Here is a 21,389-nt window from a genome sequence, read left to right as displayed (position 1 = left end):
TCGAATACGCCTCGGTCGATGCCGACAGAGTGACAGACTGACTGCGCCCATAAGCGCCGAGTTACCGAAGTGGGCCGCCATGAGTGAGAACAGTGCTACGCGTGTGCTCGAAGACGGACAAAAACCGGAACAACTACGAGCATCGGAGCTGCGCCCGCTGCTCGCCGCGATGACCGCGGCCCGGGACGGTGACTTCTCGAAGATTCCGGAGACGGGCCACGGAATGGTGGCCGAGCTGACCGCTGTCTTCAACCAGATCATGGACCGCAGCACCCACTTCAACGGTGAAGTTCAGCGTGTGAAGCGGGAGTTGGTGCGGCACGGCCGGCTCGACGAGCGGGTCACGGCGAGCCCGGGGCAGGGCGCCTGGACCTCCCGGGTCAACGATGTGAACCAGCTCCTCGACGCCCTGGTGGCGCCGGCGGCGAACGCGACGCGGGTGCTCGACGCGGTGGCCGGCGGCGATCTGACGCAGCGGGTCGACCTGCACGACGGCAATCGTCAGTTGCGGGGTGATCTGCGCCGGCTGGGCCGGGCCGTCAACAAGATGGTCGATCAGCTGTCCCTCTTCACGGGCGAGGTGACGCGGGTCGCGCGCGAGGTCGGCACCGAGGGCCGGCTCGGCGGGCGGGCCAAGGTGACGGGCCTTTCGGGCAGTTGGCGGGACGTGACCGAGGCGGTCAACACGATGGCGTCCCGGCTGACCGCCCAGGTGCGTGACATCGCCCTGGTGACGACGGCGGTGGCCCGCGGCGACCTGACCCGCACGGTCACCGTCGAGGCGACCGGTGAGCTGCTCGAACTGAAGCTGACCGTCAACACGATGGTCGACCAGCTGTCCGCCTTCGCCGACGAGGTCACCCGCGTCGCCCGCGAGGTCGGCACCGAGGGCCAGTTGGGCGGCCGGGCCCAGGTGCGGGGCGTCTCCGGCGTCTGGAAGGACCTCACCGACAACGTCAACTTCATGGCCTCGAACCTGACTTCGCAGGTCCGCAACATCGCCCAGGTCACCACGGCCGTGGCCAACGGCGACCTGAGCCAGAAGATCACGGTCGACGCCAAGGGCGAGATCCTGGAGCTGAAGTCCACCATCAACACGATGGTCGACCAGCTCTCCGCCTTCGCCGACGAGGTGACGAGGGTCGCCCGCGAGGTCGGCACCGAGGGAAACCTCGGCGGACGGGCCCAGGTGCGGGGCGTGTCCGGCGTCTGGAAGGACCTCACCGACAACGTCAACTTCATGGCGGACAACCTGACTTCGCAGGTCCGCAACATCGCCCTCGTCTCCACGGCCGTGGCGCAGGGCGACCTCGGCAAGAAGATCACCGTCGAGGCGAAGGGCGAGATCCTGGAGCTGAAGTCCACCATCAACACGATGGTCGACCAGCTCTCCGCCTTCGCCGACGAGGTCACCCGCGTCGCCCGCGAGGTCGGCACCGAGGGAAACCTCGGCGGCCAGGCGCAGGTGCGGGGCGTGTCCGGCGTCTGGAAGGACCTCACCGACAACGTCAACTTCATGGCGCTCAACCTGACTTCGCAGGTCCGCAACATCGCCCAGGTCACCACCGCCGTCGCCAACGGCGACCTCTCCAAGAAGATCACCGTAGACGCGCGCGGCGAGATCCTGGAGCTGAAGGACACCGTCAACACGATGGTGGAGCAGCTGCGCGCCTTCGCCGACGAGGTCACCCGCGTGGCCCGCGAGGTCGGCACCGACGGACGGCTGGGCGGACGCGCCCAGGTGCTGGGCGTCTCGGGCGTGTGGCGGGACCTCACCGACAACGTCAACTACATGGCGGACAACCTGACTTCACAGGTCCGCAACATCGCCCAGGTCACCACCGCCGTCGCCAACGGCGACCTCTCCAAGAAGATCGACGTGGACGCCCGCGGCGAGATCCTGGAGCTGAAGACCGCCATCAACACCATGGTCGACACGCTCTCCTCCTTCTCCTCCGAGGTCACCCGCGTGGCCCGCGAGGTCGGCTCCGAGGGCCAACTCGGCGGCCAGGCAAGGGTCGAGGGCGTCTACGGCACCTGGAAGCGCCTGACGACGAACGTGAACGAACTCGCGTCGAACCTGACCACCCAGGTCCGCGCGATCGCCGAGGTCGCCTCCGCGGTGGCCCAGGGCGACATGTCCCGCTCGATCACCGTGGAGACCCAGGGCGAGGTCGCCGAGCTGAAGGACAACATCAACCTGATGGTGGCCAACCTCCGCGAGACCACCCGAGCGAAGGACTGGCTGGAGTCCAACCTGGCCCGCCTCGCCGCCCTGATGCAGGGCCACCGGGACCTGATGGAGGTCGCCGACCTGCTGCTGCGCGAGCTGACCCCGCTGGTCAACGCACAGTACGGGGCGTTCTTCCTGGCCGACCCGGACGAGGAGGGCGCCTCGCTGCGCACCACCGTGCCCACGAAGGGGCTCGCGTTCATCGCCGGGTACGGCTCGGCGCAGGGCGCGACGGTCGAGACCGGCGGCCTCCCGGTGCACGGCCTGGTGCGGCAGGCGGCCCGCGAGAAGAAGCGGATCCTCGTCGAGGAGGCACCGCCGGACTACATCAAGATCAACAGCGGGCTCGGCGAGGCGGCGCCCACCAGCGTCGTCATCATCCCGATCCTCTTCGAGGACAAGCTCCTCGGTGTGATCGAGCTGGCGTCCTTCTCCCGCTTCTCCGATGTGCACCTGGCGTTCTTCGACCAGTTCGTGAACACCATCGCCGTCGCCATCAACACCATCATCGCCAACTCCCGTACGGAATCGCTGCTCGGCGAGTCCCAGCGGCTGGCCATGCAGTTGCAGGAACGCTCGGACGAACTCCAGAAACAGCAGGCCGAGTTGCAGCGCTCGAACGCCGAACTGGAGGAGAAGGCCGCCCTGTTGGCGACCTCCTCCCAGTACAAGTCGGAGTTCCTGGCGAACATGTCGCACGAGCTGCGCACCCCGCTCAACTCCCTGCTGATCCTGGCCCGGCTGCTCTCCGACAACCCGGACGGCCATCTCTCCGACCAGGAAGTGCAGTTCGCGACGACCATCCACCGCTCTGGCTCGGACCTGCTCCAGCTGATCAACGACATCCTGGACCTGTCGAAGATCGAGGCCGGCCGGATGGACGTACGCCCGAAGAAGCTGCCGCTGATCAAGCTGCTCGACTACGTGCACGCCACCTTCCGCCCGCTCACCCTCGACCGGGGGCTCGCCTTCGAGGTGTCGGTCGGCGAGGACGTGCCGCGCGAGATGTACTCGGACGAGCAGCGGCTGCAGCAGATCCTGCGCAACCTCCTGTCCAACGCGATCAAGTTCACCGCGACCGGCCGGGTCGAGCTGCGCGTCAACCGGATCAAGGACCCCGAGCACATCCACGTCCGCGAGGGCGGCGACGACGTGATCGCCTTCGCGGTCTCCGACACCGGCATCGGCATCGCGGCCGAGAAACTCCCGGTGATCTTCGAGGCGTTCCAGCAGGCCGACGGCACCACCAACCGCAAGTACGGCGGCACGGGCCTCGGTCTGTCCATCAGCCGCGAGATCGCGGGCCTGCTCGGCGGCCGTATCGTCGCCGAGAGCGAGCCCGGCGAGGGGTCCACCTTCACGCTGTACGTGCCCGTCGTCAGCCCCGGCCACGCGGCGACCGGACCAGTCCCCGAGGACCGTGAGCTGCCGGTGCCGGAGCAGTTGTCGACCGAGCCGTTCACCGCCGCCTCGCACGACGTGGACGACTCCTGGCCGGCCCCCACCAAGCTGGAGGCGTGGAAGTCCGGCCGGGCGGGTCAAGTGCTGCCCGGACGGCGGGTGTTGATCGTCGACGACGACATCCGCAACGTCTTCGCCCTCACTCATGTCCTCGGCCGCGTCGGCATGCCGGTCCTGTACGCGGAGAACGGCCGCGAGGGCATCGAGACCCTGGAGCGCAACCCGGACGTCGAACTCGTCCTGATGGACATCATGATGCCGGAGATGGACGGCTACGAGACCATCTCCGCCATCCGCCGCACCCCCCGCTGGAGCGGTCTGCCGATCGTCGCCCTGACCGCGAAGGCGATGCCCGGAGACCGCGAGAAGTCCATCGGGCGGGGTGCGAACGACTACGTACCGAAGCCGGTGGACGTCGACCAGCTGCTGACGGTCGTCTGCGCTCTCCTGGATCCGGAGGGCCCGGGCGAGACCACCGACACCGCCGACCCGGAGCCGGGCACGACCGTGGAGGCGGCGATCCCGCCAATCACCGAATGAGGCACACTCACCATGAGCGCTGAGGCAACGACCAACGAGCGCGCCAGCATCCTCCTCGTGGACGACATGGAGGACAACCTGATAGCGCTGGAGGCCGTCCTGGGGTCCCTCAACGAGCCGCTGGTACGGGCACGTTCGGGCGAGGAGGCGATGAAGGCGCTGCTGCGCCAGCACTTCGCCCTCGTACTGCTCGACGTACGGATGCCCGGCATGGACGGATTCGAGACGGCCGCGAACATCAAGCGGCTCGACCAGACCAAGGACGTCCCGATCATCTTCCTGACCGGTGCGGACGACGACTCCGGCTACGCCTTCCGCGGTTACGCCACGGGCGCCGCCGACTACCTGACCAAGCCCTTCGACCCGTGGGTCCTCAGGGCGAAGGTCACCGTCTTCCTCGACCTGCACCGCAAGAACCAGCAGTTGGAGCGGTTACTGGCCCAGGAACAGGCGGACTACGGGGAGGTGGGCGCCCGACTGACGCTACTGGAGAGAGATCTCGACGGCGACGACCCGGACCTGCCCGCATTGCGCGAACAGGTCCGAGAACTGCGCCAGCTTGTCGCCAGGGGACGCCTGTAACGCCCGTCAGGGGCGCGGGGAACTGCGCGACAAGCCACGACGAACCCGCAGCCGCCGAACAGTCCCGAGCCACCCCCTACGCTTCGCGTGTCCCGGCGTACATCTCGTCGATGAGGTGCTTGGCTGCATCACTGCGGGGGACGACCCCCGCACCCCCAGCAGCACCCAGGGCGCCCCCGGCAGAACCCGTGCCAGGGCCGCCCCAGCCGCGCGCCTACGCCTCCCGCGCGCCCGCGTACATCTCGTCGATGAGGTGCTTGTACTCCCGCTCGACGACCGGCCGCTTCAGCTTCAGGCTGGGTGTGATCTCGCCGTGCTCCACATCGAGGTCGCGCGGCAGGAGACGGAACTTCTTCACCGTCTGCCAGCGCTGCAGGCCCCCGTTGAGCTCCTTGACGTAGCCCTCGATGAGCGCGACCGTCACGGGCGCGGCCACCACGTCGGCGTACGACTTGCCCTCGAGGCCGTTCTCCGAGGCCCACTGCAGGATCGACGGCTCGTCCAGCGCGATGAGCGCCGTGCAGAAGTTCCGGTCGGCGCCGTGCACCAGGATGTTGGAGACGTACGGGCAGACCGCCTTGAACTGGCCCTCGACCTCGGCGGGCGCGATGTACTTGCCGCCGGACGTCTTGATGAGGTCCTTCTTGCGGTCGGTGATGCGCAGATAGCCGTCGGGCGAGAGCTCGCCGATGTCGCCGGTGTGGAACCAGCCGTCCGACTCCAGCACCTCGGCGGTCTTCTCGGGCAGCCCGTGGTAGCCCTCCATGATGCCGGGGCTGCGCAGCAGGATCTCGCCGTCGTCCGCGATGCGCACCTCGGTGCCGGGCAGCGGCTTGCCGACCGTGCCGGTGCGGTACGCCTCGCCGGGGTTCACGAAGGAGGCGGCCGAGGACTCCGTGAGGCCGTAGCCCTCGAGGATGTGGATGCCCGCGCCGGAGAAGAAGTAGCCGATCTCGGGGGCGAGCGCGGCCGAACCGGACACGCAGGCGCGCAGGTTGCCGCCGAAGGCCTCGCGGATCTTGGCGTACACCAGCGCGTCGGCGACCTTGTGCTTGGCGCCGAGCGAGAACGGGACGGACGCCGTGCCGGTGCGCCGGAAGTTGTCCTGCGCGACCTTGGCGTACTCGCGGGCGACCTCGGCCGCCCACTGGAAGATCTTGTACTTGGCGCCGCCGCCGGCCTTCGCCTTGGCCGCGACCCCGTTGTAGACCTTCTCGAAGATGCGCGGGACGGCCGCCATGTACGTCGGCTGCACGACCGGCAGATTCTCGATGATCTTGTCCACGCGGCCGTCGACGGCGGTGACGTGCCCGACCTCGATCTGGCCCGAGGTGAGGACCTTGCCGAAGACGTGCGCGAGCGGCAGCCACAGGTACTGCACGTCCTCGGCGCTGATCAGGCCGGTCGCGGCGATCGCCTTCGCCATGTACGACCAGTTGTCGTGCGGCAGGCGCACGCCCTTGGGGCGGCCCGTGGTGCCCGAGGTGTAGATGAGGGTGGCGAGCTGGTCCTTGGTGATCGCGCCGACCCGCTCCCTGATCAGGTCGGGGTCCTTCTCCAGGCGGGCGGCGCCCCGGGCCTCCAGCTCGGTGAGGGTCAGGACCCAGTCGCTGGTCTCGACGCCGGCCGGGTCGATGACGACCACGTGGGTGAGGGCGGGCAGCTCGGCCCTCTTCTCCACCGCCTTGGCGAGCTGGGCCGCGTCCTCCGCGATCAGCACCCGGCTCTCGGAGTCGGAGAGGATGAACGCCGACTCGTCGGCGTTGGTCTGCGGGTAGATCGTGGTCGTCGCGGCGCCGGCGCACATGATGCCCAGGTCGGCGAGGAGCCACTCGACCCGGGTCGAGGCGGCGAGCGCCACGCGCTGCTCGGGCAGCACGCCGAGCTCGATCAGACCGGCCGCGATCGCGTAGACCCGCTCGGCGGCCTGTCCCCAGCTCAGCGACTTCCAGTCGTCGGGGCCCTCCCCGGAGGAGGCCACCGGATAGCGGTACGCCTCGGCGTCCGGCGTGGCCGCCACGCGCTCCAGGAAGAGGTTCGCCACGCTCGGCGGACGGTTCTCGATCAGTGTCTGTGTGTCGCTCACGACATCCTCCGGGGCCCGCGGCAGCGCGGCTGGCTCAAGTGCGGCTGTTTTTCACTGCGGCTGTATTCACTCACGAGGCGTTGTTTAACTCGCGAGTAACTATCGAGCAGAGATCAGGGTAGAGCCCGACCGGCCGGTGCGTAAGGGGCGGCGGCCTGTCACTTCGTACAGAGAGCGACGCTACGCACGCGTAGGGGCCCGCCGCGCTTTCGTACGACGAGCCCCTGTTGTGTCCGGTTGGTGCCGTAACCCGCTGTTACCGCTGGTTACTTCTTGCCCTTGCCCGAACCCGCACTGTCATCACTGGAGAGCACCGCGATGAACGCCTCCTGCGGAACCTCCACGGAACCCACCATCTTCATTCGCTTCTTGCCCTCCTTCTGCTTCTCCAGGAGCTTGCGCTTACGGGAGATGTCGCCGCCGTAGCACTTGGCGAGGACGTCCTTGCGGATGGCGCGGATGGTCTCGCGGGCGATCACCCGGGAGCCGATGGCGGCCTGGATGGGCACCTCGAAGGCCTGCCGCGGGATGAGCTCGCGCAGCTTGGCGACGAGCCGCACACCGTAGGCGTAGGCCGCGTCCTTGTGGGTGATCGCCGAGAAGGCGTCGACCTTGTCGCCGTGCAGCAGGATGTCGACCTTGACCAGGCTGGAGGTCTGCTCGCCGGTGGGCTCGTAGTCCAGCGACGCGTAGCCGCGGGTCTTGGACTTCAGCTGGTCGAAGAAGTCGAAGACGATCTCCGCGAGCGGAAGCGTGTAACGGATCTCGACGCGGTCCTCGGACAGGTAGTCCATGCCGAGGAGGGTGCCGCGCCGGGTCTGGCACAGTTCCATGATCGAACCGATGAACTCCGACGGCGCGAGGATCGTGGCGCGTACGACAGGCTCGTACACGTCGTTGATCTTGCCCTCGGGGAACTCGCTGGGGTTGGTGACCGTGTGCTCGGCCCCGTCCTCCATGATCACGCGGTAGACCACGTTGGGCGCGGTCGCGATCAGGTCGAGCCCGAACTCGCGCTCCAGGCGCTCGCGGATCACGTCCAGGTGCAGCAGGCCCAGGAAGCCGACGCGGAAGCCGAAGCCCAGGGCCGCCGAGGTCTCCGGCTCGTAGACGAGCGCGGCGTCGTTGAGCTGGAGCTTGTCGAGGGCGTCGCGCAGCTCGGGGTAGTCCGAGCCGTCCAGCGGATACAGCCCGGAGAAGACCATGGGCTTGGGGTCCTTGTATCCCCCGAGGGCCTCGGTCGCGCCCTTGTGCAGGCTGGTGATCGTGTCACCGACCTTGGACTGGCGGACGTCCTTCACACCGGTGATGAGGTAGCCCACCTCGCCGACGCCAAGGCCGTCGGCGCCCAGCATCTCGGGCGAGTTGGTGCCGATCTCCAGCAGCTCGTGCGTGGCGCCGGTGGACATCATCCGGATCCGCTCGCGCTTGTTGAGCTGGCCGTCGATGACTCGTACATACGTCACGACGCCGCGGTAGGAGTCGTAGACCGAGTCGAAGATCATCGCGCGGGCGGGGGCGTCCGCGACGCCGACCGGTGCCGGGATCTCCTTGACCACCTTGTCGAGCAGCGCGTCGACGCCGAGGCCGGTCTTGGCGGAGACCCGCAGGACGTCGTCCGGGTCGCAGCCGACCAGGTTGGCGAGCTCCTCGGCGAACTTCTCGGGCTGCGCGGCCGGCAGGTCGATCTTGTTCAGTACGGGGATGATCGTGAGGTCGTTCTCCATCGCCAGGTAGAGGTTGGCGAGGGTCTGGGCCTCGATGCCCTGGGCGGCGTCGACGAGGAGGACGGTGCCCTCACAGGCGGCCAGCGACCGCGAGACCTCGTAGGTGAAGTCGACGTGCCCCGGGGTGTCGATCATGTTGAGGATGTGCGTGTTGCCGGGCTCGTGGGTCGGAGCCCAGGGCAGGCGCACCGCCTGGGACTTGATCGTGATGCCGCGCTCGCGCTCGATGTCCATGCGGTCGAGGTACTGAGCACGCATCTGCCGCTGCTCGACGACGCCGGTCAGCTGAAGCATCCGGTCGGCGAGCGTGGACTTGCCGTGGTCGATGTGCGCGATGATGCAGAAATTGCGGATCAGAGCCGGGTCGGTACGGCTCGGCTCGGGCACATTGTTAGGGGTCGCGGGCACGCAGGGTCCTGTCTCTTGAGGCGCCTTATGCCTCGGGTCGGATCGATACGTAGGCTCCATGGTCCCACGGCGGGCGACCTGGGACCGGTTTGGGCCATTCTCCGGGCCACTGGTAGCCTGGGTGGCTGTGTCTCATGCCCTCTCAGCGCGAGGCACACCTCAAGAAATCACCTGGTGCGGGTCCCGTGCGGTCCCGTGCCTGAACCTGAAAAGGCTCAATCAGTGGCGAACATCAAGTCCCAGATCAAGCGGATCAAGACCAACGAGAAGGCCCGGCTGCGCAACAAGGCCGTCAAGTCCTCCCTGAAGACCGCGATCCGCAAGGCCCGTGAGGCCGCTGCCGCGGGTGACGTCGAGAAGGCCACCGAGTACCAGCGCGCTGCCGCGCGTCAGCTCGACAAGGCCGTCTCGAAGGGCGTCATCCACAAGAACCAGGCCGCCAACAAGAAGTCGGCGCTTGCTTCCAAGGTCGAGTCCCTCAAGGGCTGAAACTCTCCGATCTGACCGCCGGAAGGACCAGAGCGGGCCCTCTCTCATCCGCTCCCGACCGGCACCCCAGAGCCTGTACGCGGCCTGCGTTCGCCACGCGGGTACGGGCTCGACAGCTTGAACCGAAGGCCCCGCCTCCTCCCCTCCCCAGGGGTTACGAGGCGGGGCCTTCGTCGTGCGGTCAGTGGGCGGCGCGGCCGACCAGGTCGACGACCTCGCCGAGGAAGCCCTCGTCGAGCATGGTGGAGACGGCCGTGTCGCCGTCGTCGCCGTAGCCGGCGTCGTGGCAGGCGACGCCGACGAGGTGGCCGCCGTCGAGCTCGAAGGTGGCGAAGGACCACTCGCCGTGCGAGGCGGGGGCGCCCTGCGGGGTGAGCAGGGTGGAGTGGTCCGGGCCGAAGCCGAACTGGGTGAAGCCCATCCGCATGCCCTGCCCGAGCGCCTTGGTGTACGCCTCCTTCAGGACCCAGGTGTGCACGAGGTCCTGCTGCAGTTCCTCGGGCGGCAGGGCGGCGAGGCGGCGGCGCTCGTCCGGGGTGCACAGATGGCGCTCGACCGCCGAGTACTGGATGCGGCGGTCCGCGCGCTCGGTGTCGACGCCGATGCGGCCGCGCCGGTTCAGGCCCACGACGAGCAGGTCGCCGGTGTGGCTGAGGCTCACCTCGATCTGGTCGCAGCCGCGCAGATACGGCCGTCCGCCCGCCTTGGAGGCGAGTTCCACGGCGTCCGGCGGGGTCTGCAGGGCGGCGCCGGCCGTGTACTTCAGCAGCAGGCGGGAGGCGGCGAAGCGGTCGCGGGCCTGCGGGTCGGTCAGGGCGTGCAACCGCTGCCAGTCGCGGGCGCCGAGCAGTGGGCGCAGCCGGGGGTCGGCGAGGGTGGCGGGCAGCCAGTCGTGCCAGGCCGCGTGCACGACGACATGGCCGTGCCAGGCCATGGACTGCCTGACCCGGCTCCAGGGGCTGTCGGGCCCGGGCATCAGGAGGGGCGGGGCTACGGCGGGACTGTTCATGGGGTACCTGCTTCCGCCAGGGGTGCGCCGTGGAGAACGAAGAAGACGAGGGACAGGGGCACGGCCGGGGTGTTCACGGAGGGCAACGAGGTCACGGCCGGGCTCTTCACAGCGCACCTGCTTCCGCCAGCGGCGCCCCGTGGAGATCGAGACCGCGGCCGGCACGGAAGCGTGCCAGCAGTTCCTCCGTGACGCGGTCGACGCAGTCCGCGGGGAGGGGCGGCAGAGTGAGGCCGAGGCGGCGGCCCAGCCGGTGCAGGGCGAGGACGAGCCAGGCGGGGTCGGCGAGGAAGCCGTCGGTGCGCTGTTCCCACGTGGCGAGGGCGGCGCCCGCGGTGCCGAGCACGGCGTGCCGGTCGGCGAGCGCGGGCATGGCGGGGCTGGTGAGTGCCGCGCGGTCGCCGGGTTCCAGGGCGCGGCAGCTGTCCCGGAGGTCGAGCAGGGCGGCGCGGAAGGCGGCGGCCAGGGTGCGCAGGGCTTCGCCGTACGGGCCCGGTGTGCGGTTCTCGGCGAGGCGGGCGGTGGAGGCGCCGAGCGCGGCGGCCAGGAAGTCGCCGCCGCCGGCCACCTGGAGGGCGGCGAGGTCGAGGGCGGGGACCTGCGCGTCGGGGCGGAACAGGGCGGGCGGGGGTTCGGGTTCCGTCCCCCATGACTCGCGGGCCAGCAAGGGGAGTTGGGGGATGACGACGGCCTGGCAGGAGGCGGTGCCGGCGTGGCCGAGGCCGGCGGCGGGCAGATCGCGCAGCAGTTTGGAGAGCATGCCCTGGTCGGTGTCGCGGCTGTAGCCGCCGGCGCCGAGGACGGTGGCCAGCTCCTCCAGGTCGTCGCGGAGCAGGTCCGGTACGAGGTACTTCAGGCCGGCGGCGGCGAGGTGGGCGCTGTTCGGCAGCAGGGAGAGGGCCCGGAGTACGGCGACGGCGCAGCTGTCGCTCGCCAGGAGGTCGGCGAACACGCCGGCGAGGACGCCGCGTTGGCGCTTGCCGAGGGTGCCGGTGGCGAGGGCGGCGCGCACGGCGGCGCGCAGCACCGTGTCGACGGAGGCGATCACCGCGCCGGTGATGAGGGTGCGGTTGAGCTGGAAGGTGCGCAGGGCGAGGCGTACGCCGGTGCCCTCCGCGCCGACCAGGGCGTCGCCCGGCACCCGGCAGTCCGCGAACTCGTAGCCGGCGAAACGGCAGCCGCGCATGCCGGTGGTGGGGCGCCGGGTGAGCAACCGGAGCCCCTCGCCGCGCAGTTGACCGGGATCGAGCAGGAACACCGAGTGGGCGGCGGGCCCGGGCGCCGGGTCGGTGCGGACGTAGGCGACTATCGCGCCGGCCCGCTCGGCGTTGATGACGACGTCCTTGCGGCCGCGCAGCAGATAGCCGTCGCCGTAGGGCATGGCGTCCACCTCGCCCCGGAGCATCGCGGTGCCGTGCGCGAGGGACCGGTGCACGATGGCGGCACGCCCGCCGGAGGCGAGCAGCCGGGCCACGGTGTCCTGCTGACCGGGCGACCCGGCGGCGAAGACGGGAGCGGCGGCGAACAGCGAGGTGATGCCGTACCCGAAGCCGAGCGCGACATCACGCCGGAAGACGGGCCGCAGCATCCGTACCAGCCCGTCGGCATCGTGCAGCCGCCCGCCCAGCGCCACGGGCACCAGCTCCGCCCCGAACCCCTCGCCGTCGAGCAACTCCTCGGCCTCCGGCAGGAGTTCACAGTCGTCGTCGGCGGCGAGCAGGGCTCGGAAGCCGAGGGGGTTGGCGGGGTCGCCGGGGTCGCCGAGGCGGTGTTCGAGGCGCGCGGCGCGGTGGTGGACGTCGGTCGACGGCGGGGGCTCCGGGACGGCAAAGACATCGGCTCCGCCCGCCGGGCCGCCGACGGCCGAACGGTGGGGACTGGCAAGGGCCGCCGAAGTGTCTGGTCCGGCCGGGGCGTTTGCGGCGGAAGCCCCGCGCGGGGCAGCCCGGGTCCCGAGCGGCGAGCGGGCCGACTCCGTGGCGGCGGGCGGCGCGGTCGCGGGGAGGAGCGGTGTGGTCGTCGTCCTGGGGTCTGTCAGGTCCTGCGCGGTCACGGGCTCAGCCCCCCTTCCGCCAACTGGGCGTACAGCGGGCGCAGTTCGCCTCGGAGGTAGAGGTCGCGCATCAGGGTGCGGCGGATCTTGCCGCTGGTGGTGCGGCGGACCGTGCCGGGGCGGACCAGGAGGACGTTGCCCGGGGCGGTGCCGAACTCGGCGTGCAGGCAGCCGTGTACGCGGGCCGCGAGGTCGGCCAGTTGGCGGGGGTTCCAGGCGGTGCCGCGGATCTCCTGGATGGCGACCAGCTGCTCGCGCTCGGCGGGCGCCGCCAGTACCACCGCCGAGCCGAACGGGGCTCCGGACAGGGCGAGTTGGCGCTCCACCTCCTGGGGGTGCAGGGTGCGGCCGTCGACCAGGAGGGCGTCCTTGATGCGGCCGGTGACGTACAGCTCGCCGTCCAGCAGGGCGCCGAGATCGCCCGTGCGGAGGAAGCCGTGTTCGCCGGAGGTGGTCGTGGCGTCGTAGGCGGCTGCTGTTTCCGTGGGGCGGCGCCAGTAGCCGGGGGTCACCGCCTCGCCGCGGACCCAGATTTCGCCCACCAAGCCGTCCGGGAGGGTCGTCGAGGTGGAGGGGTCGACTATGCGGACGGTGACGGAGGTGGGGCGGCCGCCGGCGGCGAGGGCGCGGACCGGGTGGCCGGGGGTCGGTGGGATCAGGGTGCCGTGCTCCAGTTCGGCGGCGGAGAACGTGGTGGTGGTCGGGGCGCCGACGCTGACCAGCAGGGTCGCCTCGGCCAGGCCGTAGCCCGCGACCAGGGCTTCGGGGCGCAGGCCCGCCTTGGCGAAGCGGCGCCCGAAGGCGGTCCGGGTGACCGCCGAGACCGGCTCGGAGGCGTTGACGGCGAGCCTCAGCCGGCCGAGGTCGAGGCGGGCGAGGTCGGCGTCCGTGACGGCGGCCAGGCAGCGGGCGTAGGCCGAGTCCGGGGCCGCGGTGACCGTGACGCCGTGCCGGGCCGCCTCGTGCAGCCAGCGCAACGGGTCGGCGGCGAACAGACGTTGGGGCATGAGTACGGCGGTCGCGCCGAGCCAGAGCGGGTGCAGGAGCTGCCCGATCAGGCCCAGGTCGTGGTGGAGCGGCAGCCAGCCGCCGATGCGGTCGGTGCGGTCGGTGCGCAGGGCGTGCCTGAGGCTCTCCATGGTGGCGAGCAGGTTGGCGTGGGTGACCCGGACGCCGCGTGGGGCGGCCGTGCTGCCCGACGTGTACTGGATCAGGGCGAGGTCCGTACCGTCGACGGCGGGCGGCCGCCAATCGGTGTTCTGGGCGCGCAGGTTGTCGACCGCGAGGCACACCACCGCCTGCCGCCCGGCCGCGGAGAGCCGGCGCGAGAACTCGGGGGCGTCGGCGGAGTGGGTGAGCAGCAGCGGGGCATCGGTCTCCGCGGCGATGGCGGCAGTGCGCTCGGCGGCGGCCCGGGACGCGTCCGGCGGCGGCACGGGCACGGCGACGGCCCCGGCGTACAGGCAGCCGAGCAGGGCCGCCACCGTGTCCGCGCCGCTGCCGGTGGCGACCAGGACGGGTGCGCCCTCGGCACCGCGGCCGTGCAGCGCGGCGGCCACGGTGCGGGCTCTGGCGTCGAGTTCGCCGTAGGTGTGGGCGGTGGGGCGGCCCTCCTCGTCCAGGCAGAGCAGAGCGGTGTCCCCGGCGCCGGCGGCGAACCGCCCGGCCAGAGCGTGTGTGAAGCTCCTCGCTGGTGTCATCCCTCTGCTCCCCCGTCGGGCTCGGCGCGGATGTCGTCCACCCCACTCTCCGCGCCGGCACTAAACGGACACTTGAAGATCAACTGTGCTGTCACCTGCGGAACCCGGGCGCCCCGTCCAGCAGGTCGTGCAGGAGGGCCAACTCCTGCGGGTTGAGCGGGACATCCGGGCGCAGTCGTTCCGGGTGGCCCGGCGGCGGTCCGTCCGCGTCGGCGGCGACCATCAGCCGGAAGCCGTCGTCGAGGCCGTGCAGCCGGGCCCGGGTGCCGTCCGCCGCCGCTAGGTACAGATCCACGCCGCCGTAGACCATGAGGGCCTCGCCCACCGGTCGCAGCAGGCGGCCGAGCCGGCGGCGCCAGTGGCCTGGACGCTTCCGCCGCGCCATGTCAGAGCACACCATTCGAGCCGCGGGTTTCCTTCGTCATCGCTCGCCTCTCCCTTCCCCCGGGGCCGTTCGGCGGCCGGGCGGCTCGGAGGATGAAAGGGCAGGCTGGAGGATTGCTGGAGCTTGCGTGGAGGCTCCGTGACCGAAGGCGTGGCGACGGTGCGGAATCTGGCCATCAGCCTTGGCCACGACTTGCGGCATACTTGGCCGAGACTGACTCATGACCGAGGCTCGGGGGGCCTAAGTGGTACGAGTTCTGATTGCCGAAGACATGCATATGTTGCGCAAGGCACTGGTCTCGCTGATCCAGCTGGAATCGGGGCTGGAGATCGTGGCGGAGCTGTCCTCCGGCTCGGACATCGTGCCGACCGCGCTCGCCCTGCGGCCGGATGTCGCCGTTCTCGACATCGACCTGCCGGGCACCGACGGCATCACCGCCGCGGCCGCGCTGCACACCTCGGTCCCGGAGTGCCGCACCCTGATCCTCACCAGCCTGGGCAGACCCGGGAACCTGCGCCGGGCGCTGGCCGCCCATGTCTCCGGCTTCCTGCCCAAGGACTCCGACCCGGACGAGCTGTGCGACGCGATCCGCAAGGTCGCCGCGGGCGAGCGGGTCATCGACCCCGAACTGGCCCTCGCCACCCTGGACTCGGGGCCCTCGCCGCTGACCGACCGGGAGCAGGAGGTGCTGCAGCTGGCGGCGGAGGGCCATGAGCCCTCGCACATCGCCGCCCGGCTGCACCTCTCCTCCGGCACGGTACGGAACTACCTGACCTCGGCGGTCAGCAAGCTCAACGCCCGCAACCGCGTGGACGCGATCCGCATCGCCCGCGAGGCGGGCTGGCTGCGCGCGATCTGAACGACCGCGCGCACCCCCTCTACCCCACCGGCTCCAGCTCGACCTCCGCCGCCAGTTCGAACCACCCGTCCCGGCACGGGCCCGCCGTCAGCCGGCCGCCCACCGCCTTGACCCGGGTGGACAGGTTGCCGATGCCGCTGCCGCCGTCGTGGGAGTCCAGTACGGGTCTGCCGCGGCCCTCGGCCCCGTCGTTGACCAGCGAGAGCCGTATCGCACCGGCCGCGCGCTCGGCGGTGATCCGGCACTGTCTGGCCTGGCTGTGCCGCAGCACGTTGGTCAGGCCCTCGCGCAGCAGCGTGGCGAGCACGGTGTCCACGTCGCAGGGCAGGTCGCCGCAGTCGAGACGGACCTGGGCGCGGATACCCACGCCGGCCAGCATGGCCGAGGCGTTCTCGGCCTCCGTGGTCAGGCTCATGCGGTGGTTGCCGCCCGCCACGATCCGTACGTCGGCCAGGGCCTGCCGGGCGATCTGCAGCACCTCGGTCAACTCCTCCTGGGCCCGTACCGGCTTCTCCGCCGCGAGCCTGCGCACCAGTTCGCACTTGAGGGTGATCGCGGAGAGGCTGAAGCCCAGCAGGTCGTGCAGGTCGCGGGCGAAGCGGAGGCGCTCGGTGATGACCGCGAGGCGGGCGATCTCGGCGCGGGACCAGTGCAGTTCGGAGGCGAGCTGGGCCATCCGGGACAGTCCGAAGACGACGAGGGCACAGATCACGTCGTACGCCGACTCGTAGATGATGTCCTGCACGGCGTTGCCCACCGCGTACAGCGCGGCGTCGTTGCAGACGATCACGGCGAGCAGGGCCGGCCAGGCGGCGGCCGCGGGCAGCACCAGCAGGGCGGAGCCCGCGAGGAAGCCGGGGATGCCCACCCAGTTCTGGTGGAAGAGCAGGTACGGCGCGAACTGGAAGACGGCGAGCAGGCCGAGGGCGAGGTACTGGGGGCGGCCGGGCCAGCGGGCCGCCCACGGGGTGCGCCAGTGGAACGATTCGGCGAGGTGGAGGCCGAGGATCACGAGGAGGCAGAGCACCGCCCCGGTCAGTTCGGGGGCCTCCGGTTCGAAGGAGAGCGACACGACCAGGTACGCGGCGAAGTAGCCGGCGAGGACGGCGAGGGTGATCGCCGCGGCGGCGCGCGGCACCAGGTCCGCGTGGCCGGCCTCGACCGCGCGGGCCGTCGGGGAACCGGTCTCGTGGGCGGGGCGGGAGCGCGGATCGGGCTCCGGTTCCTCGGCCAGCGGGACCGTGGCCACCAGCCGGAACCAGCCGTCGTCGCCGCAACCGTGGTCGAGCGAGCCGCCGAGTGCCTCGATCCGGCGCTCCAGGGCGGCGAGTCCGCCGTCGGGGATCGAGTGGGCGAGCCGGGCGGCGCGGCCCACGCCGTCGTTGGCGAGGCCGAGCCGTACGGTGCCGGTCTCCACCTCGGCCTCGATCACGCACCGCTCGGCCTTGCTGTGCCGCAGCATGTTGGTCAGGCCCTCGCGCAGCGCGGCGGCGAGGGCGGTGTCCACCGGGCCCGGCAACTGCCCGCAGTCGTAGTGCAGATCGGTACGGATACCGGCCGCGGCCAGCATCGACACGGCCGCGTCGGCCTCCCCGGACAGGGACATCTCCCGGTAGCCGCGGCTGACCGAGCGCACGTCGGCCAGGGCCTTGCGGGAGGTGTGCAGTATCTCCGTGAGCTCGTCCTGTGCCTTCGTGGAGGCGTCGGCGAGCAGGCGATAGGTCAGTTCGCACTTCAGGGAGATCGCCGAGAGGCTGAAGCCGAGCACGTCGTGCAGGTCCCGGGCGAAGCGCAGCCGTTCACCGGCGACGGCCAGTTCGGACAGCTCGGCGCGCGAGCGGTGCAGTTTGACGATCATGTCGGACATTCGGGAGAGGCCGATCACGATCAGCGGGATCAGCACGGCCTCGACCGCGGCGTAGGCGGTGTCGGCCCAGCCCAGCCGGTAGTGGTAGAAGACCGCGATCTCCCCGGCCGCGCACAGGCCGAACAGCGGCCAGCCGAGCACGGCCGGGAAGACCAGCACCGCGGACGCGGTGAGGAACACGGTCATGCCGCCCCACGCCGCTCCGAACACCGCGATGGGCAGATAGGCGAGCAGGCCCTGCAGGGCCCAGGTCGCGTAGCGGTAGCGGGTCAGGAAGGGGAACAACCGCGGGAAGGAGTGGCCGAGTTGCAGGACCAGCATCCCGGCGAAACCGGACAGGGCGCCGACCCGCTCCCAGGCGGGCGGGTGTTCGGCCCAGACGTACGAGCCGTCGATGACGAAGAAGCCGACGAGGACGACGGCCGTGATGGCTATCGCCTTGCGTGGCGGTAGTTCCTGACTGCCGGCCGGGACGGTGTCTCCGTCCGCGCGGCCGGCTGTGATTGTGCTCAAGTTTCCCCCATGGATCACGGTGCTCGGTCACAGCACGTTCCAGCCCCGGATCATAAAGAATCATCGTCCCTGATCAGTAGCCCTTGTCCGGTCCGTCGCACAGCTCCGCCGCCGGGTGCCGCGCCTTCGGCGAGCAGTCCGGCGGCGGCCGCGTAGCAGCGGGCGGCGCTGGTGACGGCCGGCGGGGGGTGCCCCGGGGCGGCGCCGTCGTCGGGGCGGCCGCGCAGCCGCTGCAGGAGCAGGTCCGCCTCGGGGCCGTGGAGTTCGAGGCGGTGCTGGAGCCGGGGGGCGTACAGGACCGTGGTGCGCCCTTCGTCGCGTACGGCCACGTCGTCCCGTAGGCGGGCGCCGGGGTCCGGTTCGGCGGACGGCGGGCTGAAGCGGGCCTCGGGTGCCATGGGCACCACGCTCAGGCACAGGGCGGCACCGGCCGCGAGATGGCGTACGACCACGTCCTGGTGGGCGTCGAGGACGGCGAGGACTTCGCGCGAGGCGTCGTCCCAGTGCTCCTCGGGCACGTCGTAACCGGGGAAGCCGGGCACCACGTTGGCGAGCGAGACCGGGCCGAGCAGCATCCGGCGCAGCGCCTCGCGGACGGCGGGGGCGGGCCGCGGGACGAACCGGCGGCCCCACGGCGTGCGCAGCAGGGCGGCGTCGCCGTCGAACCGGACGGTGACGTCCTCGCGCAGCGACCACAGCTCCGAGAGTTCGGGGGCCGCGAGACGGTCGATGCGCATGAGGGTCCTTCCGGGTGGATGGGTGTGGGGGGATCGGGGTGGCTGTGGGGAGCCGCTACAGGAACAGCGGTACGGGGTTGAGGTCCTCGTACCTGGTCGGTTCGGTGCGTCTGCCCAGCCGTACCGGGACGTCGTAGAGGCGGCCGGGGGCGAAGCGGGCCCAGTGCGGGCGCAGGCCGGGGACCACGACGCGGACCACGGGGAGGCCGACGTCGGGGCGGGTCTGGTCCAGGACGAGCAGTTCCATGCCGTGGGTACGCAGCAGGGCCACGGCCGTCTCGATGTCCTCGCGCAGGTCTTCGCGGGGGGTGTACGGGTGCGTGCCGGGCCCGGTGGGGGTCGAGCCGTCGGGCAGCAGGTAGGGGTGGGCGGCGACGGTGGCCGTGCGCAGCCAGTGGCCGACGTCGGGGTCGTCGGCGGCGCTGCTCTTCGCAACGGGCCCCAGGCCCTCGACGACGTGCGGCATCATCTGGTTGAGCTCGGTCAGGGCGCGGCGCAGGGCGACACGGGAGTCGAAGTGGGCGCCGAAGCCGAACATGATCTCCTCCGGCTCGCCCGGGGCGCGGTCGGTACGGCGGGAGACGGCCGCGAGGACCGGGATGCCGAGGTCGGCGGTGAGGTCGAGGACCCACACCTCGCGCTTCAACGAGGCGTACACACCGCGCAGTTCGGTGATCCAGGGGTCGGCGAAGGCGTCCAGGTCGACGGCGGGGTGGCGGGTGCGGTTGTACCACCACAGGGCGAGGGCGTCGCGTTCGACGAGTTCGAGGAAGCCCTGGAGCACGGCGTCCTCCAGGGTGCCGCCCGCGGCCGTGCCGTTGGAGTTGGCCAGGCAGAAGACGTGGCCCGGGGGCTGCGGGACGCCGTAGTAGAGCAGCGAGGTGGGCAGGAGTTTGTGCCGCTTCTCGGTGAGGGACCACAGCGGGGTCCAGCCGGTCTCGGCGTCCTCGTCGAAGGGGTCGCAGACGTACTGGAAGCTGCTGTGGCGGGCGTTCCAGGCGGCGCGGTCGGTGTGCTGGCGCGGGTCGTAGAGCTGGACGGCGTTCGGGTGGATCGCGGCCGGGGCGAGGTCGCGGTAGCTGCCGGTGACGACCGCCTCGCCGCCCTCGAGGTGGCCGCTGTGCCGTTCGAGGGCCTCGGCGAACGCGCCGACCTCGGCCTGCAGGGCGGTCGTGCCCTTGCCGCCGCAGGAACTGCGCAGGCCGGCCCTGAGGGCGCCGAGGCCCTGGCCCGCGGCCGGGTTGGTGCCGGCGCAGTAGGAGTGGAAGAACTCCGGGCCTCGGGTGTCGCGGCGGATCTCGCGGACCAGGCCGGTCACCGGGTCGAGGTGGTGGCCGAAGCGGCCCAGCAACTGCCGTGGGGTGAGGCTGCGGTGGCCGCCTCCCGCGGTGTCGTTCTTGATACGGGAGCGCAGGGTCACGGGGGCCTGCACCTGGGCGGCCGCGGTGCCGGGCTCGCCGCAGGTCGGGCACTGCGGGCGGCGCCGTACCGGATGCAGGGCGGCGGTGAGGGCGAGGCCGTCGAGGGTGCGCAGGGCGAGCTGGCTGGGGTGCCGGAAGCCGGAGAGCCACTTGGCGGCTTCCAGGGCGGCGGTCTGCAGGGCGGCGAGACGCGCGGCGGGCAGGCCGCACGAGGGCCGGGGCACCGGGCCCGAGCGGCCCAGCATCCGCTGGACGTGCGCCTCCACCGGCCGGGACCGCCACAGCCGTTCGGCGAGACAGGCCCAGCAGGGCCCGTCCGGGTCGCCGAAGAACGGGCCGATCCACTGCTCGGTCCCCTCGGTCCGCACCGGCAGCCAACGCCGCCCGGCCGCCCGGTGCTCGGCGTCGACGACGGCGAGCGCGGGGTCGAGGTAGTCGTCACAGGCGACGACGGTGAGGGAACCGCCGGAAACCTCCGGCTCGTCCGGGACCGTCAGGCCCGCCGCCCGCAGCACAGCGGCCAACTCCCGTGCGGGCGTGCTGCCCACCGACACCGCGCCGACCGTTCCGGATCCGCGGCCCTCCGCCGCCGCGGATCCGTCGAGGCCGGCCGCCTCCCAGTACGCCTGCTCCGCGGCCTCGCCGGGGACGGGCGCATGGTCGCGGGTGGTCAGCAGGCCCGCGTCCGCCAGACGGTGCACCAGGTGGGCGGCCTGTCCGGGCGGCAGGGCGTCCGCGGTGTCGCGGGCGATGCGGTCCAGCGGGCGGGTGCCGTCGAGGAGCGGGGCGAGGCGGGCTATCTGCTCGCCGTGCAGTGCGGTCACCCGCTGGTCCGAGATCAGGTACACCGCTTCACCGGGCACCTGCTCGACCCGCAGGTGCGGCTTGAACCCCAGCAGCGGGGCGGCGGACTCGACGGCCGTCATCAGGCGTTGTACGAAGCGGCGTCGGCGGCGGCCGGCAGCACGGTCACGCTGCAGATGTGGGTCATCAGCGGTGCCTGGTACGCCGTCGTGTTCCGGCCGAACTCCTCGATCACCAGGTCGTCGTGGGCGGCGGCAGCGGCAAACGTGTTCCCCGTCATGGTCTTCCATCCCTTGGTCAGTGGGTTGGTCGGTGGATTCGTCGGCACGTCCGGCGGCGGGGTGTGATCCCCTCGGCGCTTGTGTTCCGGTCGGGCCGACGTGGAGAACACTGCCGCCGGAATCCGCCCCTCCCCAGTGCCACGGTCACCGGATGGGCATGAAACTTTCACACTCGTCACAGGGACAGCCGCATGCCGGGTTCAGGAGGACGGCACTGGCCGGAAACACGGCCCG

Annotated in this window: 14 protein-coding genes; 4 read left to right on the top strand and 10 right to left on the bottom strand. The window is 71.2% G+C overall.

Features of this window, described 5'->3' with window-relative positions; genetic code table 11:
• The first annotated feature begins 79 nt into the window (after nucleotides 1–79).
• The gene (locus tag ACFY1L_RS11885) at nucleotides 80–4,234 is read left to right on the top strand and encodes a HAMP domain-containing protein (RefSeq protein ID WP_388821907.1); all 4,155 of its coding nucleotides are present in this window, start codon (nucleotides 80–82) and stop codon (nucleotides 4,232–4,234) included.
• A 12-nt stretch (nucleotides 4,235–4,246) separates the two neighbouring features.
• Nucleotides 4,247–4,816 carry a two-component system response regulator gene (locus ACFY1L_RS11880; RefSeq protein WP_388821904.1) on the top strand — a complete coding sequence of 190 codons (570 nt, stop codon included), beginning with the start codon at nucleotides 4,247–4,249 and terminating at the stop codon, nucleotides 4,814–4,816.
• 214 nt (nucleotides 4,817–5,030) lie between these two features.
• Here the strand turns inward: ACFY1L_RS11880 and ACFY1L_RS11875 are convergent, their stop codons facing one another.
• Both ACFY1L_RS11875 and lepA read right to left on the bottom strand, forming a co-directional pair.
• Nucleotides 5,031–6,902: an AMP-dependent synthetase/ligase gene (locus ACFY1L_RS11875; protein WP_388821901.1), complete on the bottom strand. Its 1,872-nt coding sequence runs from the start codon at nucleotides 6,900–6,902 to the stop codon at nucleotides 5,031–5,033.
• A gap of 266 nt (nucleotides 6,903–7,168) precedes the next feature.
• On the bottom strand, nucleotides 7,169–9,037 hold the full coding sequence (gene lepA / locus ACFY1L_RS11870) for a translation elongation factor 4 (protein ID WP_388821898.1): 1,869 nt from the start codon (nucleotides 9,035–9,037) through the stop codon (nucleotides 7,169–7,171).
• A 222-nt stretch (nucleotides 9,038–9,259) separates the two neighbouring features.
• Between lepA and rpsT the strand changes: the two genes are divergently transcribed.
• Entirely contained in the window at nucleotides 9,260–9,526 is a 267-nt protein-coding gene (gene rpsT, locus ACFY1L_RS11865; protein WP_361267796.1) for a 30S ribosomal protein S20, read from the top strand.
• A 181-nt stretch (nucleotides 9,527–9,707) separates the two neighbouring features.
• On the opposite strand, the gene ACFY1L_RS11860 is transcribed toward rpsT, so the two are convergent.
• The 4 genes from ACFY1L_RS11860 to ACFY1L_RS11845 all read right to left on the bottom strand — a co-directional run bounded on the left by ACFY1L_RS11860 (nucleotide 9,708) and on the right by ACFY1L_RS11845 (nucleotide 14,673).
• A complete protein-coding gene (locus ACFY1L_RS11860; RefSeq protein WP_388821894.1) occupies nucleotides 9,708–10,535 on the bottom strand; it encodes a 4'-phosphopantetheinyl transferase family protein in 828 nt (275 codons plus the stop codon).
• A gap of 106 nt (nucleotides 10,536–10,641) precedes the next feature.
• A complete protein-coding gene (locus ACFY1L_RS11855) occupies nucleotides 10,642–12,588 on the bottom strand; it encodes an acyl-CoA dehydrogenase (RefSeq protein WP_388821891.1) in 1,947 nt (648 codons plus the stop codon).
• The gene (locus tag ACFY1L_RS11850; RefSeq protein WP_388821888.1) at nucleotides 12,585–14,288 is read right to left on the bottom strand and encodes a fatty acyl-AMP ligase; all 1,704 of its coding nucleotides are present in this window, start codon (nucleotides 14,286–14,288) and stop codon (nucleotides 12,585–12,587) included. The genes ACFY1L_RS11855 and ACFY1L_RS11850 overlap by 4 nt, the downstream gene beginning before the upstream one ends.
• A 91-nt stretch (nucleotides 14,289–14,379) precedes the next feature.
• Nucleotides 14,380–14,673: a DUF6059 family protein gene (locus ACFY1L_RS11845; protein ID WP_388821885.1), complete on the bottom strand. Its 294-nt coding sequence runs from the start codon at nucleotides 14,671–14,673 to the stop codon at nucleotides 14,380–14,382.
• Nucleotides 14,674–14,917: 244 nt separating this feature from the next.
• On the opposite strand from ACFY1L_RS11845, the gene ACFY1L_RS11840 reads away from it, so the two are divergent.
• Complete coding sequence (locus ACFY1L_RS11840) at nucleotides 14,918–15,532, top strand: response regulator transcription factor (RefSeq protein WP_361267806.1); 615 nt, start codon at nucleotides 14,918–14,920, stop codon at nucleotides 15,530–15,532.
• 19 nt (nucleotides 15,533–15,551) lie between these two features.
• On the opposite strand, the gene ACFY1L_RS11835 is transcribed toward ACFY1L_RS11840, so the two are convergent.
• Genes ACFY1L_RS11835 through ACFY1L_RS11820 form a run of 4 tightly spaced genes read right to left on the bottom strand, consistent with a single transcriptional unit; the run spans nucleotide 15,552 to nucleotide 21,154 of the window.
• Nucleotides 15,552–17,912 (bottom strand): sensor histidine kinase, encoded by a 2,361-nt coding sequence (locus ACFY1L_RS11835; RefSeq protein ID WP_388821882.1) that lies wholly within the window; start codon nucleotides 17,910–17,912, stop codon nucleotides 15,552–15,554.
• Between the two features lie 50 nt (nucleotides 17,913–17,962).
• Nucleotides 17,963–18,649 carry a hypothetical protein gene (locus ACFY1L_RS11830; RefSeq protein WP_388821879.1) on the bottom strand — a complete coding sequence of 229 codons (687 nt, stop codon included), beginning with the start codon at nucleotides 18,647–18,649 and terminating at the stop codon, nucleotides 17,963–17,965.
• A gap of 55 nt (nucleotides 18,650–18,704) precedes the next feature.
• Nucleotides 18,705–20,996, bottom strand: a complete 2,292-nt coding sequence (locus tag ACFY1L_RS11825) for a TOMM precursor leader peptide-binding protein (RefSeq protein WP_388821876.1) — start codon at nucleotides 20,994–20,996, stop codon at nucleotides 18,705–18,707.
• A complete protein-coding gene (locus ACFY1L_RS11820; protein ID WP_388821873.1) occupies nucleotides 20,996–21,154 on the bottom strand; it encodes a hypothetical protein in 159 nt (52 codons plus the stop codon). Before ACFY1L_RS11820 ends, ACFY1L_RS11825 begins: the two co-directional genes overlap by 1 nt.
• Between the last annotated feature and the right edge of the window lie 235 nt (nucleotides 21,155–21,389).

The organism is Streptomyces sp. NPDC001663 (assembly GCF_042893105.1).
Classification (GTDB): Bacteria; Actinomycetota; Actinomycetes; order Streptomycetales; family Streptomycetaceae; genus Streptomyces.
This window is presented reverse-complemented; position numbering and strand designations above follow the sequence as displayed.